Here is a 21,323-nt window from a genome sequence, read left to right as displayed (position 1 = left end):
GGACATTCCCCATTAGGATTCCGGGGTGCACCATGGGAACGCGTTCAATATTAGAATGCTGCGCAAAACTTGTCTGAAAAAGAGTCAATAAACTAAAACCGGTCGCGATCGCGATTGGGTGTAAAAACCTTCTCATGTTTCTTCTTTTCTAGCGACTGTCACAGTAGTTGCTTCGTCTTACGCCTTGAAGGATCAAAACTTTCCCGGATTAAACAACGCTGACTGAGGTATGGGAACATGGCTGGTGGTACCGGGGATCTTCCATTGGACTTCGAGCAGATTGCGCATCGAAGGCCATTCTCCGTAGAGCATATGCCTGTCGTAATTGCCGTTGTTGACCGTAAGAACGATCTTGTGTTTGCCGGCCTTTAGCCCCAGTTTTGAGTCAAATTGATTCCAGGCTATCCTGGCCCGGTTGTCACGCATCCAATGATCCACCACAAGCTGGTCATCAATATAGAGACGGGACTGGTTTTCCGTGCCCAGCTGAAAACTGTAACTACCGTCAGCGAGAACGTCCAAGTAACCGGAAAATCGAATGGCATACTGTTCGTCTTCGGCAACTGAAAAGCTGAAGGTGGGCGTGCTTCCTGTTGCAAGGCTTTGAAAAGAATCCAGCCCTGGGTCAGTGCCAAAATGAGGGGTTCTGTATTCATACCATAGACCTGGCTCACTAGCTTTTACTTGTGCTGCAGGAAGCAGGTTTTTTACAGGCAAATAATAGGTGGTTGAAACAGGATCGCAGGACGTACCGGAACTTTTTAAGACAAACTTATAGACCCCCGGGGCTGCTTCGATATTGCCAGTCACCTGTCCGTTGGAACTTAGATTCAGGCCTGAAGGAAGCGAAGCTTCAACTTCTTGGACCCACTCTACCGGTGAGGTGCAGCCGTATCTTCTTAAGGTATGCGAATACGATGCACCCGTGTAAGCGATAGGCAAACGCCAGTGTGAAATGGTCACCGGTCTGTTTTTATCCATTTCGCCTTTTATCAATGTGCCCAGAGACGTGTGTCTAAACAAACCCTCCGGCCTTACAGTTTGCACTAAGTTTTTCGTCCAAGGCATTTCCATTCCCATTCGGTAGTGGTAATGGTTGTATACGATTTCCCAGCCCACATCTAAGGGATAGTTCTTTTCAAATCGATCATCTTTTGTGTCGATAACTTCTCCAAGATACTCCATGCCTTTCGCCATACGGTTATCTAGCCATCCGTAGGCATCCACCCCCTGGTTTCGGGCCATCTCTGCAGTTTGTATTAAAGCTCCGATTCCCTCCTCGGCGTGAGCGATATCCCTCCATAATTCTGCTGGCTGTCCATTTTCAAGGGGGATATTCGTCGGCAGGTAAATTCCCAGACGGTACACTGCTAAATCAAAGAGTTCTGGATCATCCTTGAAAATTGCAGTGGCCATCAGTGATTCGGTAATTGAAGACATCCAATTGTTTTCGTGCTCCACACGTGTCATCAACGTAGGCATGAACGCTTTGTCGTACATGTCCATAAATGCCTTTTCTGTTTCTGGCCTCCACTTCGGATAGGTGTGCTTTACAGTTTCCGCACCCCGCATAAACATGGTGCCCATCAAGCCGATCCTTAGGTCTTTCGTTTTCCCAGTTACCTCTTCTAAAGTTGAGTATGCGTCCAAGATGTTCAAGACATTTTCAGCGTACACTTCTTCTCGAGTGACAGACCACATCAACGCTTGAACCCAGCAGGCCTGGGCATCTCTTTCGCCTGCCCCCCATTCAAAGTGTTCTGTATTGGGTGTGTAATTTTTCGAAGCCCTGCGGTCCTTTTTAAGCACATCAAACGCAGACTTTTGCGGTTCGATTCCCCTATTGATTCGGTCCCGCATCAAATCCAGTTGTTCTGCAGTCATTACAATCCCTGGGTGAACCATGGGAACGCGTTCAACACTGGCATGCTGTGCAAAACTAGGCTGAGAAAGAACAATAAGAATCAAGACGGACGTGATCGCGACTGGGTGTAGCAACACTCTCATAATTTTTCTTTTTGGTTGATGTTCATTTCCTGAATGGCCAATGGAAACTATTGTGCTCTATATTTAATTTCAAAAGCCGGTCAATCTGGCCGCTCTTTGCCAGGGAATTCTGCCGCATTACCTCTGGTAAAACCGGCGTACTAAGAAAGGGCAAGTCCGAACTAGTTTTTCGTGCCCTAGTTAGGCGTTTTTTTCCAGAGCCTATAGATTTCGGCTTTGCTACCCATGTTCTCGGTTGCGGCGTTAACCTCATCCAGATAGGTAACCATCTGATTGTGCAACTCTTCCGTTTTTTCAGGCATCTTGTCCGAAAGATTCTGAGCCTCTTCCAGGTCCGTGCTCAAATCAAATAACTCGAGCTTGTTTTCGTTCCACGTCTTAACGAGCTTGTAGTCACCCTGGAGGATGGCACTTTGAGGCTTACGGGTAACGGCCTGATGAAAAATCAGAAAGTCATTATTGCGTTTGACGATCTCAGATTGCCCATTCAAAAGAGACTTAAGGCTGCCGCCATCCAATTGATCGTGTTGCAATTGTTGGCCAGCTAAGTCTGTGATGGTAGGCAATAGGTCTACACCTGAAACCGGAACATGCGAAATCGAGCCGGCTTGAATGCCTGGGCCACTGACAATAAATGGAACCCGGATCCCTCCTTCGTACATGTTTCCTTTATTGCCTCGAAGCGGCAGATTGAGATTGTCGGATTCAAAGCCGGGAATATCTTTTCTGCCTCCATTGTCCGACATGAAAATGATGTAGGTGGAATCATCCAGCCCCAACTCCTTTACTTTGTCAAAAACACGGCCGATGCCCGTATCCATATCCTCAGTTATGGCCGCAAATTCAGCAATGTTGTGGAAGTTTCCTTTTTGTCTTTTTGCGATACGGTCCAGAGTCGCCTGTTTATAGTAGACACCAAGGTGCACCGCATAATGTGAAAGCTGCACGTAAAACGGTTTCTTCTCATTGGAGCATTCAGCGATGAAACCACAGGTTCGGTCTGTCAGGTGATCAATCAGCTTAGGATCTTCGTTTGCAGCAGGCCAGTCACTACCAGGACCTCCACCTTCACCGTTATCTGTTGGTCCATCGCTGACATCATAGCCCGTAGCGTCCGGTGAAATATTATCGAAACGATGATCCCATTTTCCGAAGTGTGCGGTGCGGTAGCTTGGATCAATCGCTTTCAGCGATTGCGGAATATTCGGCTGCTGTTTGTAGTATTCTGTCCAACCGGGTTGATCCTTCTGGTAGAGATGGCGAGCGGGAGATTGCCCGATCTGAATACTGCGGCGTGTCGGGCAGCAATACGGAGCCGGAGCATACCCCTGCGTAAAACGCATGCCGAGTGATGCCATTCGCTCGATATTTGGCGTCTGATAATAATCGCTGCCTGTGCGCTTGTCGTCAGGATCAATGCACAGGGACGACCCAACCCAGCTCTGGTCATCCGTTAAGATCAAAATAAAGTTGGGCGTTCTTGTGGCAGCATGAGTCGGTGTCCCGCACAAAAATGCACCTAATAGCAAACATTGAAACAATCGTGAATAAACCATCTTCGTACCTTTAGTTGTTACGTCCTATTTACTGAAACCCTACTGACCAACTAAATCGCCAGCTTTTGCCCGGCGGCCATTCGAGGCGAGGCTTGAAGGCGAACAAGCATCTCTCCGACCAATCCAATTGTCGCTTTCATGCTATTGCCCTTCCCCGATACTCGATGCTGCTTTCTGAAATTCGAAAGCTCCGACATCTGTGCCGCTGGTATCAATAGGTGTTCGCGCTAAATCCATCCCTTCTGCATTCTCGATCACAACCTGAGCTTCGGCAAGCGAACCGAACTCTTCACAGGCAAGGCATTCGTCTCGGAAGCGACTGTGAAAGCTTTCCACGTAGGCATTCTCTCAAGGGCTCCCTGGTTCGATGTAGGACGTCCCCACATCGATCAGATCCAAAAAGTCACGCACTTGCTTGCTGATGAATTCAGGGCCGTTGTCACTGCGAATGAACTGTGGCCTACCACGGATCGCGAACAGGTCGACCAACAAGGTGACCAGGTCGTCACCGGTGAACTTTCGATTCACCTCCAGGGCAATGCACTCGCGTGTAAACTCGTCGATCAACGAAAGGACCTTCAGTGAGCGGCCGTTGACCGTTCGATCGAAAATGAAGTCGACCGACCAAACGTGGTTGGGACGTTCTGCGCGACGACGCCCAATGGCGCCGCTGCGATCGCCCAAGCGTCGCTTTTTCACCTTCTTTACAGGCACTTTGAGTCCTTCACGTTTCCAGATTCGATAAATGCGTTTGAAGTTCACCTGCCAGCCTTCTTGGCGTAGCAACCGAGTGATCATTCGATAGCCGTAGCGAGGAAACTCACGGACCAACTCAAGAATCCGATCAACCAGTCGCTGGTCGTCTTCTCTTTGTGTTGCTTGTTACCGTTGCGTACTTCGCGGCTGGCCGAGCGTCTTGCAGGCCCGACGTTGCGACACGTTGCAGGTGAGTTGAACTTGCAACACTGCTTCGCGTCGACGAGTCGGGCTCAGAAGTTTCCCTTAGCGGCAACTTTCAAAATCTTCTTGTCCAGCTCGGCCTCGGCAAGAAGCACTTTCAACCGCTGATTTTCAACCTCAAGTTCACGAAGTCGCTTCGCCTCATCTGACTTCATGCCACCGAACTGCTTCTTCCACCGAAGCCAAGTGGACTCGGTGATCTCAAGTACCTGGTAAACCTCTGCCAAAGTCTCGCCAGCGGTCAGCATCGCTTCACCTTCTTGGTTCGCCCGCACTATCTGCTCGGGCTTACGTCGTTTTCGCTTCTTCGTCATCGAAAGTCTCCTCAAAGGTACTAGACTTTCATAGCACCTGGATCAGAAAATTGGGAGCACGCCACGGGTTCTTGGCGAGATCGTGATGACAGTCACAATGGGGGCGCTGTCGGATTTGATCGTTGTCTTGACCGTGGCAGGGATCGCACCGAATTCGCTTAGGTGCTGTAACATCAACAGTTCGGGGTAGGGCGGTGGCCGCTGCATCAGCATGCAGGCTTGGTAGGCGTTCAGTCGCGAGAATCTCAGGTAGGCCTGGAAGTCGCCGGGCACCTTTCCCGATACCTCGAAGTCGATGAATTCAGATTCCAATTACAGGACGCCGTCACTTTGTCGTGCGGAGAATTTTGGGTTCATTGCCCAAGGAATGAATTTCTGGTCATCCGGTGGATGTGAATCGATGTTGGCGAGCACTTCACGTCTCGCTGCGACGGCCCATTTGCGTTCATCATCTTCGGATACCCCGTCGTGCTTGGGATGGTTCCTAAATCGCATGTTGGAAAGATCGTAGGTGCTTTGCGAACGCTGGACGAACACGTTCGCTACTTGCTGGTTGATTATTCTCCGGCCCACTGACTGGATTTTGCCGTCGACGTCTGTTCGCACCCAGTGTTCGCCGGCCAGCACAGGTTGTGCGATCAGCAGCACTAGGATCAAGGTGATTTGCATTTTGTGGCTCGCAATACGACAACAGCCAAGACAAGCGTCTTGGCTGGGACGGCGTCCGGTTTGAGAGTTGGACGTGATATCACATCTTCGTCTGAGAGTGCAGGACGACTTCAAGTTTTCTACGCGAGAGTTTCTTGTGTTGTGATTCAGCGGGCCAAGACAAAGGAACTGGCCAAAGGCGGGAGAGACTTGGCACTGTTTTCTGCATGTGTTTTACCGGGCGACTTCGTCCCAGTCCAAGACACGCAAGGAACCGCTTGGCTCCAAATACTCGAAGGCACCCATCTCGAACGCTCGGAAGCTTGGACGCTGGTTGCCGTCGATGTCGGTGGTCAACCAGGACGACAAGTCTCGACCGGCATTGATCGCCGGTGAACCTGCCGCCAACCGATAATCGCCCGCGACGGCGTTGACAAAGAGGGGCGCCTTTTCGATATCACCTTCACCTGGAGCGACATTTACGTAGGCTCGGACGTTGGCGTTTATCAGATTGTGATCACCGGCAAGGGTGCCGCTCGTCCCGGTTTTGTACACGGCATAACTATTGGCATCGACGACCGAGTTCTGGATCGTCGCATCGCCGTAGCGATGAAGCACCCCGTAGGATGATGTGGTGGAGACGGTTGCTTGATAAACCTTGTAACTACCGCCTTCGCCGTTGAAGTAGATCCCGTATCTTTCGCCGCTGACCAGCGAATTGACGACTCTGCCGCTCTTGGTGCCCAGCGCGATACCGTAGCGAACGTTTGTCATTCTGGATTGGATGACGTCACAGCGTTCGCCATACGCTAACACGGACCAATTGCTGGTCGCATTGTTGACTGAGCACTGTGTCAAAGTGCTTGAACCACTGGATTGATAGAAACCCACGCCACTGAGAGTGTCCATGGAAACCCGGTTGGCGATGACGTCCAAGTCGCTGGTCACCATTCCGTAGCGACTATTGGTCACTTGCGTATCGCTGATTTTTAGCGAAGGGACGGTGCCGGTGGTTTTGCGAACGTAGATGCCGTAGGTCGTGGAGTGATCGACCGTGCATCCACTGATTTCGATCGGGTTCGCCAACGCTTCACGTATCTCCAAGCGAATTCCATAGCCAGCATTGCTAAAATACGAGTCGCTGATTGTGCACTGGCCACGCGGGTATCCCAGCAGTGCGTAGGAAGTTCCTTCGATCTTGCAATCATTGATTTCGATCTGGCTCTGGTACGCATACACACCGATCTGATTGCGTTCCATTTTCATGCCGGTCATCGACAACGCGTCGCGGTAGGCCATGATTCCGTAACGATTGTCAGAAATCGTGACGCCCATTTTGGCGGTCAGGGTCAGCGGTCGATCTCGAACACTCAATCCATAGCCGTTGTTGGTCAGTACCAAGTTGGCCGCAATGGTGGGATCCAGCGTCGTGCTGGCCAGCAGAATTCCATACGAAGTATTGCTCGATGAAGTCGTATTGGTGATCTGCGTGTACTTGCCATCGGGATCGTTGATATAGATGCCGGATCCGTTCTGGGTGGTGGTGGCATTGTCGATGATGGTGCTGTCGCAGTCGTAGCAGTAAATTCCGTACGCTCCACATTGACTTGCATTGAGCTTGGAAATGCTTAGCGATTTGGAACGCGATGCGTAGATGCCGGTCTTTTCTGCTTGGACGTCCGCCCCGATGATGGTGCAATCACCGCCGTAGTCCATGATTGGATACTGGCAGGATCCATCCGCGGACACGTCAACCACTTTCCAAGTCATGTTGGTGGCCATCACACCGCGTGGAGCGCTGCGAAAGGTATTGCGATCGGTGCCCGAGTACGTCCAAGTGCCATTAAGGATTCGCAGTGCGGAATAGGCGTGGTCCTCGGAAGTGACTCCCTGCAGCACGGGTGGCTTATCGCTCAGGTTATCCAAGTAGATGCCGTTGTTTGCATTTCGTGACGTCGTGTTGTGCAGATTGACATCTCCCGAACGGATCAGAAGTCCATACGAACAGGCTGCTGGATCGGCCGCATTTCCATTGAACTTGCAGTCGCGAATGTCCACGGATTTGCTGTTCGACAGATAGGCACCGTATTTCTCTCCGGCAAAAACACAGTCCCGTAGTTTGACGCGAGTGTAGTACGAAAGCAGTCCCGTTTTGTTGCCGCTGAAATCTTGTCCCTCGATACTCAGCGTGGCATCTTCGCCGTCCGCATGCCGGGTCATGATCGCATTGTCATTGTCAATGAACTTGACCGAATCAGACTTGGCGATGCTGAAGCCCGGACTACCGGTGCGCTGGTAGACGCCGTACTTGTTGCTGGACAGCGTGACCGAATCGAAATCGTAGTCACCTTGCACGGCATGAACACCAATGTTCATCCCTTGGACTTCGATATCGCTCAGTGACGCCGATTTACCGGTCGTGTCGCTCAGGGTGATTCCGTAGTTGCCATCGATGACTTTGGAACGACTCATTCTGAGCGATTCGCCGGTGCAGTAGACCGCGTGCGAAGTGCTATTGATCAGTTTGCAGCCATCGATCTTTGCCGACGTAAGTTCTTTTCCGTAGATCCCGGTGTAGCTACCGTCAAAACTACAGTCGGTGGTGATCAACGCGGTTCTGGCTGTGTGAATCGAACGCGATGAGATTTTCGCTTCCGTGGTGGGATGCGTCCCGGTAAAACTGCAATCATCCACGTGAGTCTGGGAAGCGTCGTAGGCCGTGACACCATAGGCCGGTGCTAGGAAACGACAATTCGACACCGCAATCTTGCTGCACTGCGGCGTGTAGATTGCGTAGCGGCCTCCTTGGAATTCTGACTCTTCGACGACCAGAGAATTGTCCCCCTGGTTGCGAATGCCATAAATCAAATCCGCGAATCGACATTGGGCAACGTGAACAGATCCAGTCGAATCCCTCAGGTAGCAACCGTAGCTGGTGGTGGGGTGATCGGGGTGCGCAGCGAACGTGATTCCGGTGATGCCTAAATTGGAAACACCATTGGCATAGAGCGCCCAGCTGCTGGCGAGCGACCGGACGATCACGTCTCCCTTGTCGCCGGTGAACGTGCCAGCGTTGTCGCCGTAGATCACCGTTTTCGACGTCGATGATCCGGTGCTGCCGCCGGTTAAAACGGCCCTTTCATCGTAGACGCCGGCGCCGATGTAGATCGTGTCGCCACTGTCGGCCATCGCCGCGGCTTTGGTAATCGACTGGAAAGCACTCTTGGCGCTGGTGCCAATGCTCTGGTCGCTTCCTGATTTGCGAACGAAATATTCGGTCGCGCTGCATTGATTGCCTGTTGTCTGCACGGCAAACAAAAACGCAAAAATCGCGTTCGCGACGCAACGATGGATGGGGGCGATTCGCCCTGGCCGAAGCTTTCGAATCATACGCCGGGGACTCCCTCAAGATCAGGTAAGTCGGGCATTTCGGGCATTCGCAGTTCCGGCGGATCTTCCGGCAAGGTCGGCGGCTCAGGAATCCGCGCTGGATCAACCGGGATGTCTCTGGCCAAGGGGGATTCACTTTGGGCAGGACGCAGTTCGGAACGCGTCGGAGTCCGGCGGCGGTTGCGTTGCGTCGTAGCGCGGCGCGTGAGATGGCGTGAGGCATGACGAGAAGGCTGGTTGACGATTTCTTGGCCCATCAATGTCATTGTGATGCGTTCGCGACCGCTTTGGAGTGTCACCGCGCGATCTTGGATCGCGAGCAGGGTGACGCCGTCGTGGGATTCGTTGACGCCAAGCCGAATCAGTTTGTCATTGATCTTCAAGATCGCAGCTTTACGCGTGGGATCGCCAGGCGTGGCGTTGGCAAAACCAATCAAGCGGACGGAGTGCCGGTGATCGGCCGTCGAGACAACCGTTTCCAAAGTGGGTTCGGAGGTGCGAGGCGGCATAAAGAAGTTGACGTCGTCAGGAAACTCTTGTGGCGTCGCCGCGTGCGGGGGTGGTGTCGCATTTGATTCCGAAGTTGCGTCCTCGTCGGAAGTCGCTTTTGCGATCGCCCGATCTGTCGCGGACACCTTATTGCTTGCGTCGCCCGTGAACGCGGTTTGCGTGATTAGGTCTCGCTCTTGGGACGAAGACCCGGCGAGTTGGTTGTTCGAGCATCCTGGGAAAAGTAATCCCAGCGTTGCGAGCGTACCGAAAACACCATGCCGTGTTTGGGGCGTCAAGATATTGATCATCACAGTTCTGCCCTACCGTCCATCGTGATGAGTTCGTGACGAAATATCGTGACACGTCCGTTTCGTCGAAACTCACCTTTGCCCCAGAAATGGTTGTCGACGTGCCTATCTTCAAGGTGTGACACACCCAAGCGGCACGATTGATTCTTTGCTGATTCGATTCCCATTTTGTTGGGAAGGGATTTGCAATGTTTCGATTGGTTGGATTTTGCAGATCGCACGGTTGATCGCTGTCGACCCAATCATCGCTGGATTACCGGGAGCGAATCATTTGACGTTCGCTATTGCTGGCCTACGTTTTGCTGGGCAAATATCATCACGATGTATCAGAGCGGGGCAACACGGTCGTGAATCACGAGAGCAAGAGAGTTATCGTCTACGTCGCTAATCCGACGATTTTGGACGTCACGACGTTTCGGTTGGAACTGATTGGGATGACAGCGATTGCCGCTGGATCGGACGATCAGATGGCCGCCGAATTCTCTAGCGCGCTACCCGATGCCGTTTTGATCGATCTGGATTTGGCCGATGGCCGCGGATTGTACTGGGTCGAAAAAATCGCATCGGAAGAATGCTCCAGCCACATTCCGATCATTTGCGTGTCGACCAAAGGCGATTTGGAACAAGCCGAACAGGCTTTCAAAGCGGGGGCTCGCGGTTTCTTGGTGGCCCCGTACGACCCCATTCTGTTGGAAGAGAAATTGCTAGGCATGCTGCAACAAGCAGCAAGCCCCATCGTTGGGGCCAGGAGTTGATCAGGGGCAGAACCATGCAAACTACAAAACTAAGACGTTTGGGCGACATTCTTGTCGAACAGGGCGCGATCACCGAAGAACAGATCGAACAGGGGCTGGCTGAACAGCGACAGACGCGTATGCATCTGGGGAGGCTCCTGCTGCAACGTGGGTTTATCAATCGCAAGCAGCTTGGCGAGGCGTTGGCTGAGCAGTACGAAATTCCCTGCTACGAATTGGATCTAGACAATACACATAGCCAGCTGGTCCGGCTGATTCCGGAATCGTTTGCTCGTCGGCGAAAGATTGCGCCCCTGGACTTGCGCGACAAGGTGCTGCGACTTGGCATGGAGCTTCCCAGCGACATGGAAGCCATCAGCGAAGTCGAATTGATGACCGGCTATCAAGTCGACCCGGCGATCTGTTTGGAAGACGAAATCGAACGCCTATTGGATATCGCTTTCGACGACAGGATCAAAGCCCGACAGACAGCCGTCGACATTCGGTTCTCCGAGTTGCTGGAGAATGTTGACCGGGTTGATGAAGCCGACCTGGACTTCGAAGACAGTGACGCGCCGGTTATCCGACTGGCCAACGCGATCTTGATGGGGGCCGTGCGATCCGAAGCCAGCGATATCCACCTGGAACCTCATGCGCCGCAGATGCGTGTTCGCTACCGCATCGATGGTCAATTGCATCAGATCATGACGATCCCAGGTGATTCCGAAGAGGCCCTGGTGGGCCGCATCAAAGTGCTGGCAGACATGGACACGGCGGAAAAACGCCGACCGCAAGACGGGAATCTAAGTATCGAAGACGGCGAGACGCGAGCGAGTTTTCGTGTCAGCTGCATCCCTTGTGTGCGGGGCGAAAAAGTGGTGATGCGAGTGTTGGACGAAACCAGCAAATCGTATGAATTTGATTCGCTCGGTATGCCGCAACACCAGATCGATACCGTCAAGACACTTCTGGATCGTCCGCACGGAATGATCGTGATGACCGGGCCGACAGGGTCGGGAAAAACAACCACTATGTATTCCATGCTGTGCAGTATCGATTCGGCGGAGCGAAACGTATCGACGATCGAAGATCCCGTCGAATTTCGGCTACCGGGGATCAATCAAGTCCAAGCGAACAATGATTTTGGAATGGGATTCGCCAACGGGCTGAAGTACTTGATGCGACAAGATCCCGACGTCATCCTGGTTGGCGAAATTCGTGACCACGAAACGGCGGCCACGTCCGTACAGGCGGCCCTGACCGGGCACTTGTTGATCAGTACGCTGCACACCAACGATGCCGTTGGAACGGTCACACGACTAAATGACCTGGGGCTCGACAACTTCAAGATCGGTGGCGCATTGGTCGCTTCGATCGCTCAGCGATTGTTGCGTCGTTTATGCAGCGATTGCAAACGCGAGTGTCGTCCCAATCAGACTTTGATCGAAACAATCTTTGAAGGACGCGATACTCCCTCCGCAGTCGACTTGGTGGGGCCCTACTACGAAGCGGTCGGTTGCGATCACTGCGGACACACGGGATACGTCGGTCGCGTGCCGATCTACGAAATCATGACCGTGACACCGGCGCTGGAGAAAGCGATCGAAAGCGGACTGCCGTCCAGCAAACTGCGAGAAATTGCATGCGACGAAGGGATGACGGAACTTGCTGTCGCTGGATTGGAACAAGCTCGATTAGGCATCACGTCGGTCGAAGAAGTCTACTTTAAGCTAACGGGGTGATGACGTGAGCAATGCAACCACAACCGAGCACTCCCAAGCGAATTCCGCTCCAGGACTCAGTTTCAAGCAGATTTTGGCGATTCTGCAGAGCATTCAGATCGGCGGTGATCCGGGGCGAAAGTTCAAACGCAAAGATCTGATTCTGCTCCTGCGAAATTTGACAACGCTGGTCGAAAACGGTGTTTCGCTACCGCACGCACTGGAAACAGTCGGGGCGGACAAATCGTTGAAACGGAATCGCGATATTTTGAACTCGATTTCCCAACGAGTCAAAAGTGGGGAATCACTGTCAGCGGCGATGAAAAAGTTCCCGCAAGCATTCGCGCCCATGCTGGTCAATCAAATCCGCGTCGGCGAAAAATCCGGTGCTTTGGATCAAACGCTCGTTCGCTTGACCGAACAAATCGAACAAGCGGCGAACCTGAAGAGCACCATCGTCAAAAAATTGACGTATCCGACGATCTTGGTTTTCGCAGGAATTGCGTCGGTGACATTCATGCTGCTGTTCGTGATCCCGACTTTCCAAAAAATGTACGAAGACTCCGGTGCGACATTGCCCGCGATCACGCGCGCTTTGATCGAAGTCGGTGATTTCGTTCGTTTCAACGGATTGGGGATTGTCGCAGGCATCGCTGTTGTCACTTTGAGCGTCGTGATGGCGTTGCGAAATCCAGAGTCGAGGATGTGGATTGATCGTTATTTACTGCGAATCCCCATTGTCGGTGACTGGTTTCGCAACTTGGCGATCCTGCAGTTTATGGAAACACTGGGAAACCTGATGGAGAGTGGTTTCAAATTGGCAGAGGCATTGCCGCAGGCCGGACACTCGATTTCCAATCGTTACGTCCGCAAAAAGATTCTGGGGCTCAGTTCGGCCATTCGTCGGGGCGAGCGATTTAGTCGGGCATTGGACAACGAGGGCGAACTGTTTCCGCCAGTGGTCAATCAGCTGGTGATTGTTGGGGAACAAACCGGACGACTGGCCGAAGTCACGCGTCAAATCCGAACGCACCTTCGCCGCGATGTCGAAACGGCCACCAGCACCATGGTCGGTGCGATTGAACCCATTCTCACCGTAGGGCTGGCGTTTGCCGTCGGCGGAGTGCTGTTGGCGATCTACTTGCCAATGTTCGACATGATTGGGCACACGCACTAATGGCAAGCCAACCTCGACTAGCGTTCTCCTTGCTGGAGCTGTTAGCTGCGCTGACGATCGTCGGCGTGTTGGCAGTGATCGTTGCGCCGCGGATAGGAACAGGGGCCAAGGTGTCGCAAGCTGCCAGTTGCGATGTGAACGCGGGAGTGATCGAAGTTCAGGTGTCGCTCTGGAGACACAAAAAGGGAGATTGGCCCGCGTCAACTTTGGTCGACATCGGTGCTGACACAGACTTCTTCCCTGAGGGTTTGCCGACATGCCCGGTTGATGATTCGGCCTATCAGATCGACCTGTCGACGGGCCATGTGGTTGGTCATTCGCACTGAAAAACAGCTGAAATAAGTGCTTTGCGACGGGCCTGCGGTTGAACGCCAAGCGTGACGAAACAACAGCCAAATGCCGCTTCAAAATACTTTTGAATTTAAGAAAACGGACGCCTTGCTCCTACCTGCGTTGTAGAGATTAGAGAAGGAAGAATCCTTTGGTGGTACGCCACCGATTCAATTTAGCTAACCAACAAAGTTCAATGGGGCAATTATGAACAGTCAATCTGTTCGTGCGTATCGACGTCGCGGCTTCTCTCTTTTAGAACTGCTTGCAGTCGTTACCATTTTGGGTGTCATCGCAACAGTCGTGATTCCACGTATCTCGTCTTCCAAAGCTGGGGCACAGGCCGAAGTCAACAAGCAGAACATTGCGGAAGTCAACTCCGCAGTTGAACGCTGGTACTTCGAGAAAGGAAAATGGCCTGCGGACGATTTGAGCGACATCGCCAAAGACGTCAACTATTTTCCGGAAGGCATTCCAAACAATCCGGTCAGCAATAGCGTCTACAAGCTGGACGCGACCACGCACCGTGTTGCGAAGTAGTTCGTCATCAATGTGTTTGCTTTGCGGTCAATGACGTGAATAAGAAACAACTTCAGCGGTGTCGTCGCGGACTCAGTCTGCTGGAACTGCTTGTCGTTGTGACGCTGATGAGCATTTTTGCATCGGCGGCATTCATGCGTTTCGGACGCGATGTTTTCGGCGATACCGGTGCTCGTTCTGAATCACGAACCATGTCATTGGCACTATTGCAGGCACAGCGGGCAGCGATTCGTAGCGGTGATGACCATGGGTTACTGACCGATGGTCCGGCATCGAAAATTACCAGCTGGACTGTTGTGCAACGTCGGCAAGACAATTCCACGGTTGTGATTGACGGGCCGCATGTGATCCCAGATGAGCTGTCGGTGTCAGTTAGTCACAACGAGATGTGGTTCGATTTCGAGGGGAATGGTTCGCAAATGTTTGACGTCAAACTCAGCGGACCCCATCGAAAGTTTCAGCTACGCGTTGAGGCACTGACACGTATGATTCGCACGTTTGAGGTGTCACCGTGAGTCGGACAAAACAGATCCAGCGCCGTCGCAAAACATCGCGGTGTGGTCAGACCATGTTGGAGCTGATTGCGGCGACAACGATCATCACGATCGCACTGGTACCTGCACTCAGGCTGACGCGGGATGGAGTCGCTCGCAGTGAGGAACTTGAGAATGCGGAAATGCGGCTCGCGTTGTGCACCAGCAAGTTAGAAGAAGAGATGGCCCGAACCGCAGCGAGTTGGAACCTGACGACTCAGGTCGGCGACTTCGGCGATCGGGGGTGGGGGCAGTTGCGGTTCATGGTCGCCAAATCAGATGCGATCGCGGACGGTGGAATTCCCGATTCCTTGGCAACGATTGACGTGGTGGTCTGGCATGATGAAGACGCCGGCAACGACTTGGATTCAAACGAACGTCAAACACGATTAACTACCAAACTGGCAAAGCTGATCTCCTATGAGTACGAGGCAACGATCCACTAGACGACGTGGCGTTTGGCGACGCATTAGCGGTCGTCGCGGGATCAGCATGCTCGAGCTCATCATCGCCGGTAGCATGTTGGCGGGCGTGATGACCAGCCTTTCGGTCGTCATGCGAACTGCCCGTCAGTCTTGGGAAATTAACGATGCTGAATCGGCTGCCTTGCATCAGATGCAAGCTGTCGGACGGCATTTTGTGCGTTCGGCCAGAGAATGTCGCGCCGTGTCAAACATCTCGGCCGACGCCACGTCCGTGACGCTTGTGATGCGTGACGGTATCGAAACTCAATGGGCTTGGCGAAACGCTGGCAGTGGAATGTCGGACGTGGTGATCGTCGGTTCGTCGGCAGACGGGACTGAATCTGTCCTGGCTCAGAATATTCGATCGCTGCAGTTTGTCGGTTACGACGCCGACGGAGTGACCGTCGTCAGCGATCCCGACGAAATTCGCATGTTGACCATCGCGGTGGCCATCGACTTGCCTGGTGCGGCGGATCCCCAACGTCAACTACGCTCAAGTGTCTGGATTCGATCATGGTAGCCAGCAATCAAAATTGGTCGACACGCACACCACGCTGCAGTTCTGAGCAACCTTGCCGTGGGATGTCGCGTTTTGAGAAATCAGGTCGTCATCGGTCACGCCGTCAAATGCCGCGCCGTCGCCTCCCGCGTCATGGCGCCGCCCTCTTGTACGCGCTCTTTGTGATGACGCTGGCCAGTACGTTGGTGATCGCGACCTTGGATTCGCACGTCATGCGATATGCCGCGCTGCGCAACACCAAGGAATGGGACGAAGCGAGATACCTTGCCGAAGCAGGGTTGAACGACGCGTTTGCGCGTCTGGAACAGAACATTGACTGGCGCGACGGGATTCCGACCACGGAGTTCCCTGTAGGAAGCGGCGCGACCTACTCGGTCGTCGTATCCGATGGCGCCGACGGCACGGTAAACATCGCATCGCTGGGAACGGTTGGCAATTTCACACGCCGACTGCAAGCAACAATCAAGCATGGTGGGTAACGGAATCCAGATGAATACAACTGAAACTGCACGCGATTTGCTGGATGCCGCCAATCTTGAAGGGGCGACAATTGAGCGACGTCGTTCGCCGAGACAAAAAGTTCGACGCGACCGTCGCAAAGGTGTCGAACGCTCCGTGGCCATGGAGATTTCGCCCTCGGGAATTGCCCTGGTGATCGTCGAGACGAATGCGGAGCAGCAAACCAGCAAGATGATCATCGACCGGGTGCGGTTTCCTCGCGATTGCGGACCTTCGTTGGGAAATTGGACCGACCGCACACTTAGTGAAACACTGTGCGAGATTGCCGCCAAGCACCAGCTATCCGGGCAAGCAGTCAAAATATGTTTGGGCGGAGCACCTTGTGTCACACGCGTCGTCGTAGGGGCCAATGATGACGTGGACAGCGAAGTCGCCGATCTGAAAGAACGCACCGATCGTTACATCGGGATGGGGCGAGGAGAAAAAGTCAGTTGCGAAACTTCAGCACGAATCGACGCCAAACGCAAACGTGTCTGGGTGACCGTTGCGGTCCGAGTCGTCGTGGACGCGATTGCCGAAGCGATTCGATCGGCAGGTATGCGACTGGCACACATGGAGCACACCATGTTGGTGCTTTGCCAGATTCTCCATGACTACGAAAAAGACACCACGGAGCCGGTCCTGCTGATCGTCGATGAATTAGGACGAATGGACCTTGGCATTTCCTATGCGGGGCAATTGCTGCTGGATTATCGGCCCGCCATGCCAGATCGGTCCGTGGCAGAGGGGGCGATTGTGCAGCGGCACATCAAATGTTTGCGTCGTTACATCTGGTCGCAGATGCCCGACATCGATGCCAGTTTGTCCAACATTTTTGTGACCGGGACGGAATCCGAACGCGCGGCGTTGTACAAAAGCCTGGATGACCAACAGGAGCTTCACAGGCATCACTTTCCCCTGCAAGAACTTTGCGCGGGATTTGAAATCGAAGGCGAAGTTTCCGAAGACCCCGGCGTGATGGCCGCGATCGGGTTGGCTCGCTCGAGTGCCGAATCGATCGCGGGCACAAGAAACAATTTGGTATCAACGCTGGTCGCCAACTACCGGATTCCGTGGAAGTCGGTCTTTCGCAGTACTTGGCCCATCGCAGCATCGATCGTGCTTGCTTTGGTGCTGGCGTTGTCGGCAAATCATCACCGAAAAGTCGCGACGCAAATTGAGCATCAGATTGATCACCTCAGTAGCACGGACACCGAAGTACGGCGGATGCGGTTTTTGATCGACCAGCATCGTCACCGTAACGCACAGGTCGAATCGATTGAACGAAACATTCACGATCCGCGCTGGGCACATGTTCTGTGGGAAACCGGTGCCCTTCTCCCGCATGGTGCTTGGCTGGATTCGGTCCACATCAACCACTCAGGCGAAACGCACATTGTCGGCGCCAGTTTTACCAGCGAAGCCATCTACGACTACATCGATCAGTTAAAAGCGACAGGTGTCTACGACAGCGTTGTGCTGGACGCGACTAGCCTATCGCGTGTCGGAAACGGTCCCGCGTATCGATTCGAGATTTCAGCTCAGATCAATCACGCGATTGACCAAGGACGGGCTCAGACGTTTGCGCGAACTCACTCCAGGAGCATTCACCGTGGTTAACGAATTGGTACAGAGATTCCTAGATCATCCTCATCGCACTTGGATCGCTTGGGCAGCAGCCGTCGCACTGTGCTTGGTGCTGGTCGTGCCGTCCTGGGACGAATCTCGCAGGGCTCATGCCACCGCGACAGAGCTCCAGTCACAACTGCTGGAAATGAAGCATGCGGTTGCCAATCGTGATCTGATGCAAATCAAAGTCGTAGAACTCAAGGCACAATCGAGCGTCACTCATGAAATGGTTGGCCGTGAAACTGCCGCGCAAGTCCGCGAAACCGTGACTTCTTTGGTCCGCGAGACCGACTGTCAGATGCGACGGTTGACGCTGGGCGATCCGGTGACTCGGCCGTGGCAAAAAGATGACAATCCGTTTTCGTCTTCGCCGCGCGGAACGCACGAATCATCGGGCTATGACCTGGAAACACGCCATCTGAACCTCTCGGTCGATGGCACGCTGGCGAAACTCAGTAAGCTTACAATCGCGCTAACCCGCATAAACCGGTTTGTTGTCCCAACAGAAATGACCCTTCAACGAGAACGCGAAAACGGACAACTGCGATTGGACGTAAATCTTTCGCTTTTCAATCTCGTCGATAATAACGATTGACGTTGTTGGAACAGTTGAACAAGGACGTTTACTGTCACAAACTGAATCTTCCCCAAAAAGCAGACAATGCGAGCAGACGGCGCCACCTTCGAGGGTGGGCAGCGAAAGCTTTAGAAGTCGCGCCGTTGGCTTAATCAAACGCATTTTCAGCTTGATCACGGCTTGATTACAGTTTGATCAGAGTGGGAAAACATGAAGGGGCAACTTCATGAATGCTTTTAGCGTTCATTCTCGGATTACACACCGCCACGGTTACGCTAGCAATGCATTCAGTGTTCTAGCATTCGGCATTGCCGTCGCCTTTGCGACGCCTGCTTTGGCGCAGACCAATCTCTCCGGTGCGGGAAAAATCACGCCTGCTATCCGCGCAAAACTTTCCCAACGCGTCAGCCTGGAACTTCGTGACGCCACGTTGCTGGAAGCACTGTTTACCGTTCGCGACGAAAGTGGACTGAACATTGTCGTGGGAAATGAAGTCACCGGCACTGTCAACGCTTCGTACGAAAACAGCACCGTTTTTGACATCCTGGATTCGTTACTGATCACGCGTGGATACGGCTATCGAGTTGTCGGGGAGAGTCTCGCGATTGTTCCGTTGTCCAGCCTTGGTGATCAACTGCCGCTATTCGAAACGCAGGTGGTGGGACTGAAGAGTTCGGTCGCCGATGATCTTTTGCCGTCGATCGAATCCATGCTTTCACCCGAAGGGCGTGTGCATGCGGTTCGGTCCAGCAATTCGCTTGTGCTGGTGGACTACCCCGAGCGGATCGAGAAAATTCGCAGTCATGTCACACTGCTAGAGGAAGCCGCTGTTACCTACCAGTTGGCAGCGAAAACGCCCGACGCGACTTCGCGAACCGACGACCGCGTCGGGCTTGTCGGGCTTGTCGGCGCCGACGAATTGATTGTTCGTGTGCTAAAGCCACAGTACGTCAACGCGACCGTATTGGCCGACGCCATTGCGCCGTTGCTCAGTGTCGCAGGAAAAGCTGCCGCGATTGATCTGGAAGACAAACTCGTCGTGACCGACACGGCCGCGCACATGCAGCGCATTGAGTTGGCTCTGTCGCAACTGGATCAACCGCGTCCTCAGGTTCGCATTTGGGCGATGATCTACGACTGTGGGATCGAGGATCTGGAACGCCTGGGGGTCAACTGGCGAGGTGGTGCAAACGGTTCATCGATTGATTCCGCATCGGGAAATCCTGCACAATCCATCGTCCTTGATTCGGTTACCTCTGCGGTCGCGACGGGTTCAAACGGAGTCCTGACGCTTTCTAGTTTGAACAACAATATCAATCTTCGCTCGGTGATCCAGGCGCTCAACACTGCCGACGATTCGCGGCTTTTGGCCGACCCGAACGTCGTCGTCATGAATCATGAACCCGCCGAAATCGCGATTGTGACCGAAGTCCCGTATCAGCAGCTGACGCAAGGGCTGGAAGGCGGAACAATTGGTACCACCGAATTTCGCGAAGCAGGCGTGACGCTCAATGTCACTCCTCACATCGCACAAGACGACACGATCGCGTTGTTGGTGAACCCTCAATTCAGTTTGTTGACCGGTTTCAGCGAACCCGACAACGCGCCCATCATTGATCGACGCGAAACCAAAACAACGGTGCGAGTTACCAACAATCAGACAATCGTGTTGGGGGGACTTCGCCAGCGAACGCGGATCACCAACCGCAGTGCCATCCCACTGCTTGGGAAAGTGCCTTATGTCGGCAGCCTGTTTCGGCACCGCTCGTCAACGGCTCGCGAGAGCGAACTGCTGGTCTTCATCACGCCTCAGATCGTGTTGCCCGACTACCTGGGTACACGTCGCGAAGACTGCTTGAGTCGAGAGCTGCAGGTCGAAGTCGATCGCACTCCCACAGACCCGGTGCCGTTCGGGATCGACGCCGTGTTGGCAGAAGCCCGCGCCCATACGGAAATGATCAATCATCCCAACCGTATCGGTCCGGCGTGCCGAGCCAATGTCGGGGCCTGTCGCTGTTCCGCCTGCACTGCCGGTCGAACCAGTTCCGGCATCGACCAAGGCATGATTCGTGAAACCACTCAAGGCATGATCGGCTCTGGCGACTGTGATCGTCCGGCCATCATGCAACACGGTGAAGGATCGGTTTCGAGACCCGTCGTCATCGATCCGTCGTCCCAGCAATTGACCGATGATCACTCATTGGTGTTGCCTGCCCCGACTTTGGAAATCCAAACTGGCGTGCTTGAAACGGCGCGATAACACTCCGATTCGGAGACGCGTCACAGGCTGCTCACGAATAGGCCCCTCGCTGGGACGACGTTAGTTTGCGTACGCAGCGAATGGGCCATTGTTGAGAGCGGTTTTGCGCCAGAGGCAAAACGAACTGGGATTACTTTTTCAGCAGGTCCCGGATTTCTGTCAGCAAGACAGTGTCTTCTGGTGGTGGTGCATCTTCCTCGGCTTTTTTCATCCACTTGCTGGCAACTTTCAGTGCGATGAATACGACAAACGCCAAGATGACAAAGTCCAAGGTGTTTTGGAGAAAGGTGCCGTAGTTGATGGCGGCTTGCGTCATCACCGGTTCGCCTTGACTGTTCAAGATCGCTTCGCCAGCTTCATTCAACTTAGGTGTTTCGCTGCCGATCGGCATTTTCAGCTGAGACATGTCGGGCACGCCACCAACCATTGCGATCAGCGGTGTGATGATGTTGTCAAGAAACGACTTGACGATGGCGGCGACCGCACCACCCATGACGATGCCGACCGCCATGTCGATCAGATTGCCTTTGAACGCGAACTCTTTGAAATCTTTGATGAAACTCATTTGTGTACCTAAATAGTGAATCGAGTAAAGAACGATATTTGCGACGACTCTATCCGGTGGGTGTACGTTTGTGTAAGTACAGGAGCGAGCATCCCGTAAG

Annotated in this window: 22 protein-coding genes; 12 read left to right on the top strand and 10 right to left on the bottom strand. The window is 53.4% G+C overall.

The window, feature by feature from the left end; genetic code table 11:
- Positions 1-192: 192 nt before the first annotated feature.
- The 9 genes from K239x_RS16165 to K239x_RS16125 form a co-directional block, all read right to left on the bottom strand.
- Positions 193-2,007, bottom strand: coding sequence for an alginate lyase family protein (locus K239x_RS16165; RefSeq protein ID WP_145419277.1), 1,815 nt, complete (start codon positions 2,005-2,007; stop codon positions 193-195).
- Between the two features lie 176 nt (positions 2,008-2,183).
- Entirely contained in the window at positions 2,184-3,563 is a 1,380-nt protein-coding gene (locus K239x_RS16160; RefSeq protein ID WP_145419276.1) for a sulfatase, read from the bottom strand.
- 141 nt (positions 3,564-3,704) lie between these two features.
- Positions 3,705-3,899, bottom strand: coding sequence for an integrase core domain-containing protein (locus K239x_RS16155; protein WP_145419275.1), 195 nt, complete (start codon positions 3,897-3,899; stop codon positions 3,705-3,707).
- 12 nt (positions 3,900-3,911) lie between these two features.
- The gene (locus K239x_RS16150; RefSeq protein WP_145419274.1) at positions 3,912-4,394 is read right to left on the bottom strand and encodes a DDE-type integrase/transposase/recombinase; all 483 of its coding nucleotides are present in this window, start codon (positions 4,392-4,394) and stop codon (positions 3,912-3,914) included.
- Between the two features lie 158 nt (positions 4,395-4,552).
- Positions 4,553-4,837 carry a transposase gene (locus K239x_RS16145; protein ID WP_145419273.1) on the bottom strand — a complete coding sequence of 95 codons (285 nt, stop codon included), beginning with the start codon at positions 4,835-4,837 and terminating at the stop codon, positions 4,553-4,555.
- Positions 4,838-4,879: 42 nt separating this feature from the next.
- A complete protein-coding gene (locus K239x_RS16140; RefSeq protein WP_145419272.1) occupies positions 4,880-5,149 on the bottom strand; it encodes a hypothetical protein in 270 nt (89 codons plus the stop codon).
- Positions 5,150-5,506 (bottom strand): hypothetical protein, encoded by a 357-nt coding sequence (locus K239x_RS16135; RefSeq protein ID WP_145419271.1) that lies wholly within the window; start codon positions 5,504-5,506, stop codon positions 5,150-5,152.
- 213 nt (positions 5,507-5,719) lie between these two features.
- On the bottom strand, positions 5,720-8,875 hold the full coding sequence (locus K239x_RS16130) for a right-handed parallel beta-helix repeat-containing protein (RefSeq protein ID WP_145419270.1): 3,156 nt from the start codon (positions 8,873-8,875) through the stop codon (positions 5,720-5,722).
- Positions 8,872-9,675 (bottom strand): bL33 family ribosomal protein, encoded by an 804-nt coding sequence (locus tag K239x_RS16125; protein WP_145419269.1) that lies wholly within the window; start codon positions 9,673-9,675, stop codon positions 8,872-8,874. Before K239x_RS16125 ends, K239x_RS16130 begins: the two co-directional genes overlap by 4 nt.
- Positions 9,676-9,959: 284 nt before the next feature.
- Here K239x_RS16125 and K239x_RS16120 point away from each other — a divergent pair, with 284 nt between their 5' ends.
- The 12 genes from K239x_RS16120 (at position 9,960) to K239x_RS16065 (ending at position 20,658) form a co-directional block, all read left to right on the top strand.
- Positions 9,960-10,430: a response regulator transcription factor gene (locus K239x_RS16120; protein ID WP_145419268.1), complete on the top strand. Its 471-nt coding sequence runs from the start codon at positions 9,960-9,962 to the stop codon at positions 10,428-10,430.
- Between the two features lie 14 nt (positions 10,431-10,444).
- Positions 10,445-12,151 carry a GspE/PulE family protein gene (locus K239x_RS16115; protein WP_145419267.1) on the top strand — a complete coding sequence of 569 codons (1,707 nt, stop codon included), beginning with the start codon at positions 10,445-10,447 and terminating at the stop codon, positions 12,149-12,151.
- A gap of 4 nt (positions 12,152-12,155) precedes the next feature.
- Positions 12,156-13,307 carry a type II secretion system F family protein gene (locus K239x_RS16110; RefSeq protein WP_145419266.1) on the top strand — a complete coding sequence of 384 codons (1,152 nt, stop codon included), beginning with the start codon at positions 12,156-12,158 and terminating at the stop codon, positions 13,305-13,307.
- Positions 13,307-13,633: a type II secretion system protein gene (locus K239x_RS16105; RefSeq protein ID WP_145419265.1), complete on the top strand. Its 327-nt coding sequence runs from the start codon at positions 13,307-13,309 to the stop codon at positions 13,631-13,633. Before K239x_RS16110 ends, K239x_RS16105 begins: the two co-directional genes overlap by 1 nt.
- A 211-nt stretch (positions 13,634-13,844) precedes the next feature.
- Positions 13,845-14,177: a type II secretion system protein gene (locus tag K239x_RS16100; RefSeq protein WP_145419264.1), complete on the top strand. Its 333-nt coding sequence runs from the start codon at positions 13,845-13,847 to the stop codon at positions 14,175-14,177.
- 35 nt (positions 14,178-14,212) lie between these two features.
- A complete protein-coding gene (locus K239x_RS16095; RefSeq protein ID WP_145419263.1) occupies positions 14,213-14,692 on the top strand; it encodes a prepilin-type N-terminal cleavage/methylation domain-containing protein in 480 nt (159 codons plus the stop codon).
- Complete coding sequence (locus K239x_RS16090; RefSeq protein ID WP_145419262.1) at positions 14,689-15,156, top strand: hypothetical protein; 468 nt, start codon at positions 14,689-14,691, stop codon at positions 15,154-15,156. Before K239x_RS16095 ends, K239x_RS16090 begins: the two co-directional genes overlap by 4 nt.
- Positions 15,157-15,202: 46 nt before the next feature.
- On the top strand, positions 15,203-15,694 hold the full coding sequence (locus tag K239x_RS16085) for a hypothetical protein (RefSeq protein WP_145419261.1): 492 nt from the start codon (positions 15,203-15,205) through the stop codon (positions 15,692-15,694).
- A gap of 107 nt (positions 15,695-15,801) precedes the next feature.
- Positions 15,802-16,173, top strand: a complete 372-nt coding sequence (locus K239x_RS16080) for a hypothetical protein (protein ID WP_145419260.1) — start codon at positions 15,802-15,804, stop codon at positions 16,171-16,173.
- Positions 16,174-16,183: 10 nt separating this feature from the next.
- Complete coding sequence (locus K239x_RS16075; RefSeq protein WP_145419259.1) at positions 16,184-17,812, top strand: PilN domain-containing protein; 1,629 nt, start codon at positions 16,184-16,186, stop codon at positions 17,810-17,812.
- Positions 17,805-18,416 carry a hypothetical protein gene (locus K239x_RS16070; RefSeq protein WP_145419258.1) on the top strand — a complete coding sequence of 204 codons (612 nt, stop codon included), beginning with the start codon at positions 17,805-17,807 and terminating at the stop codon, positions 18,414-18,416. The genes K239x_RS16075 and K239x_RS16070 overlap by 8 nt, the downstream gene beginning before the upstream one ends.
- Positions 18,417-18,624: 208 nt before the next feature.
- Positions 18,625-20,658: a secretin N-terminal domain-containing protein gene (locus K239x_RS16065; protein ID WP_145419257.1), complete on the top strand. Its 2,034-nt coding sequence runs from the start codon at positions 18,625-18,627 to the stop codon at positions 20,656-20,658.
- 130 nt (positions 20,659-20,788) lie between these two features.
- Here the strand turns inward: K239x_RS16065 and mscL are convergent, their stop codons facing one another.
- Entirely contained in the window at positions 20,789-21,223 is a 435-nt protein-coding gene (gene mscL, locus K239x_RS16060) for a large conductance mechanosensitive channel protein MscL (protein WP_145419256.1), read from the bottom strand.
- Positions 21,224-21,323: the final 100 nt, after the last annotated feature.

The organism is Stieleria marina (genome assembly GCA_007741555.1).
Taxonomy (GTDB): Bacteria; Planctomycetota; Planctomycetia; order Pirellulales; family Pirellulaceae; genus K23-9.
This window is presented reverse-complemented; position numbering and strand designations above follow the sequence as displayed.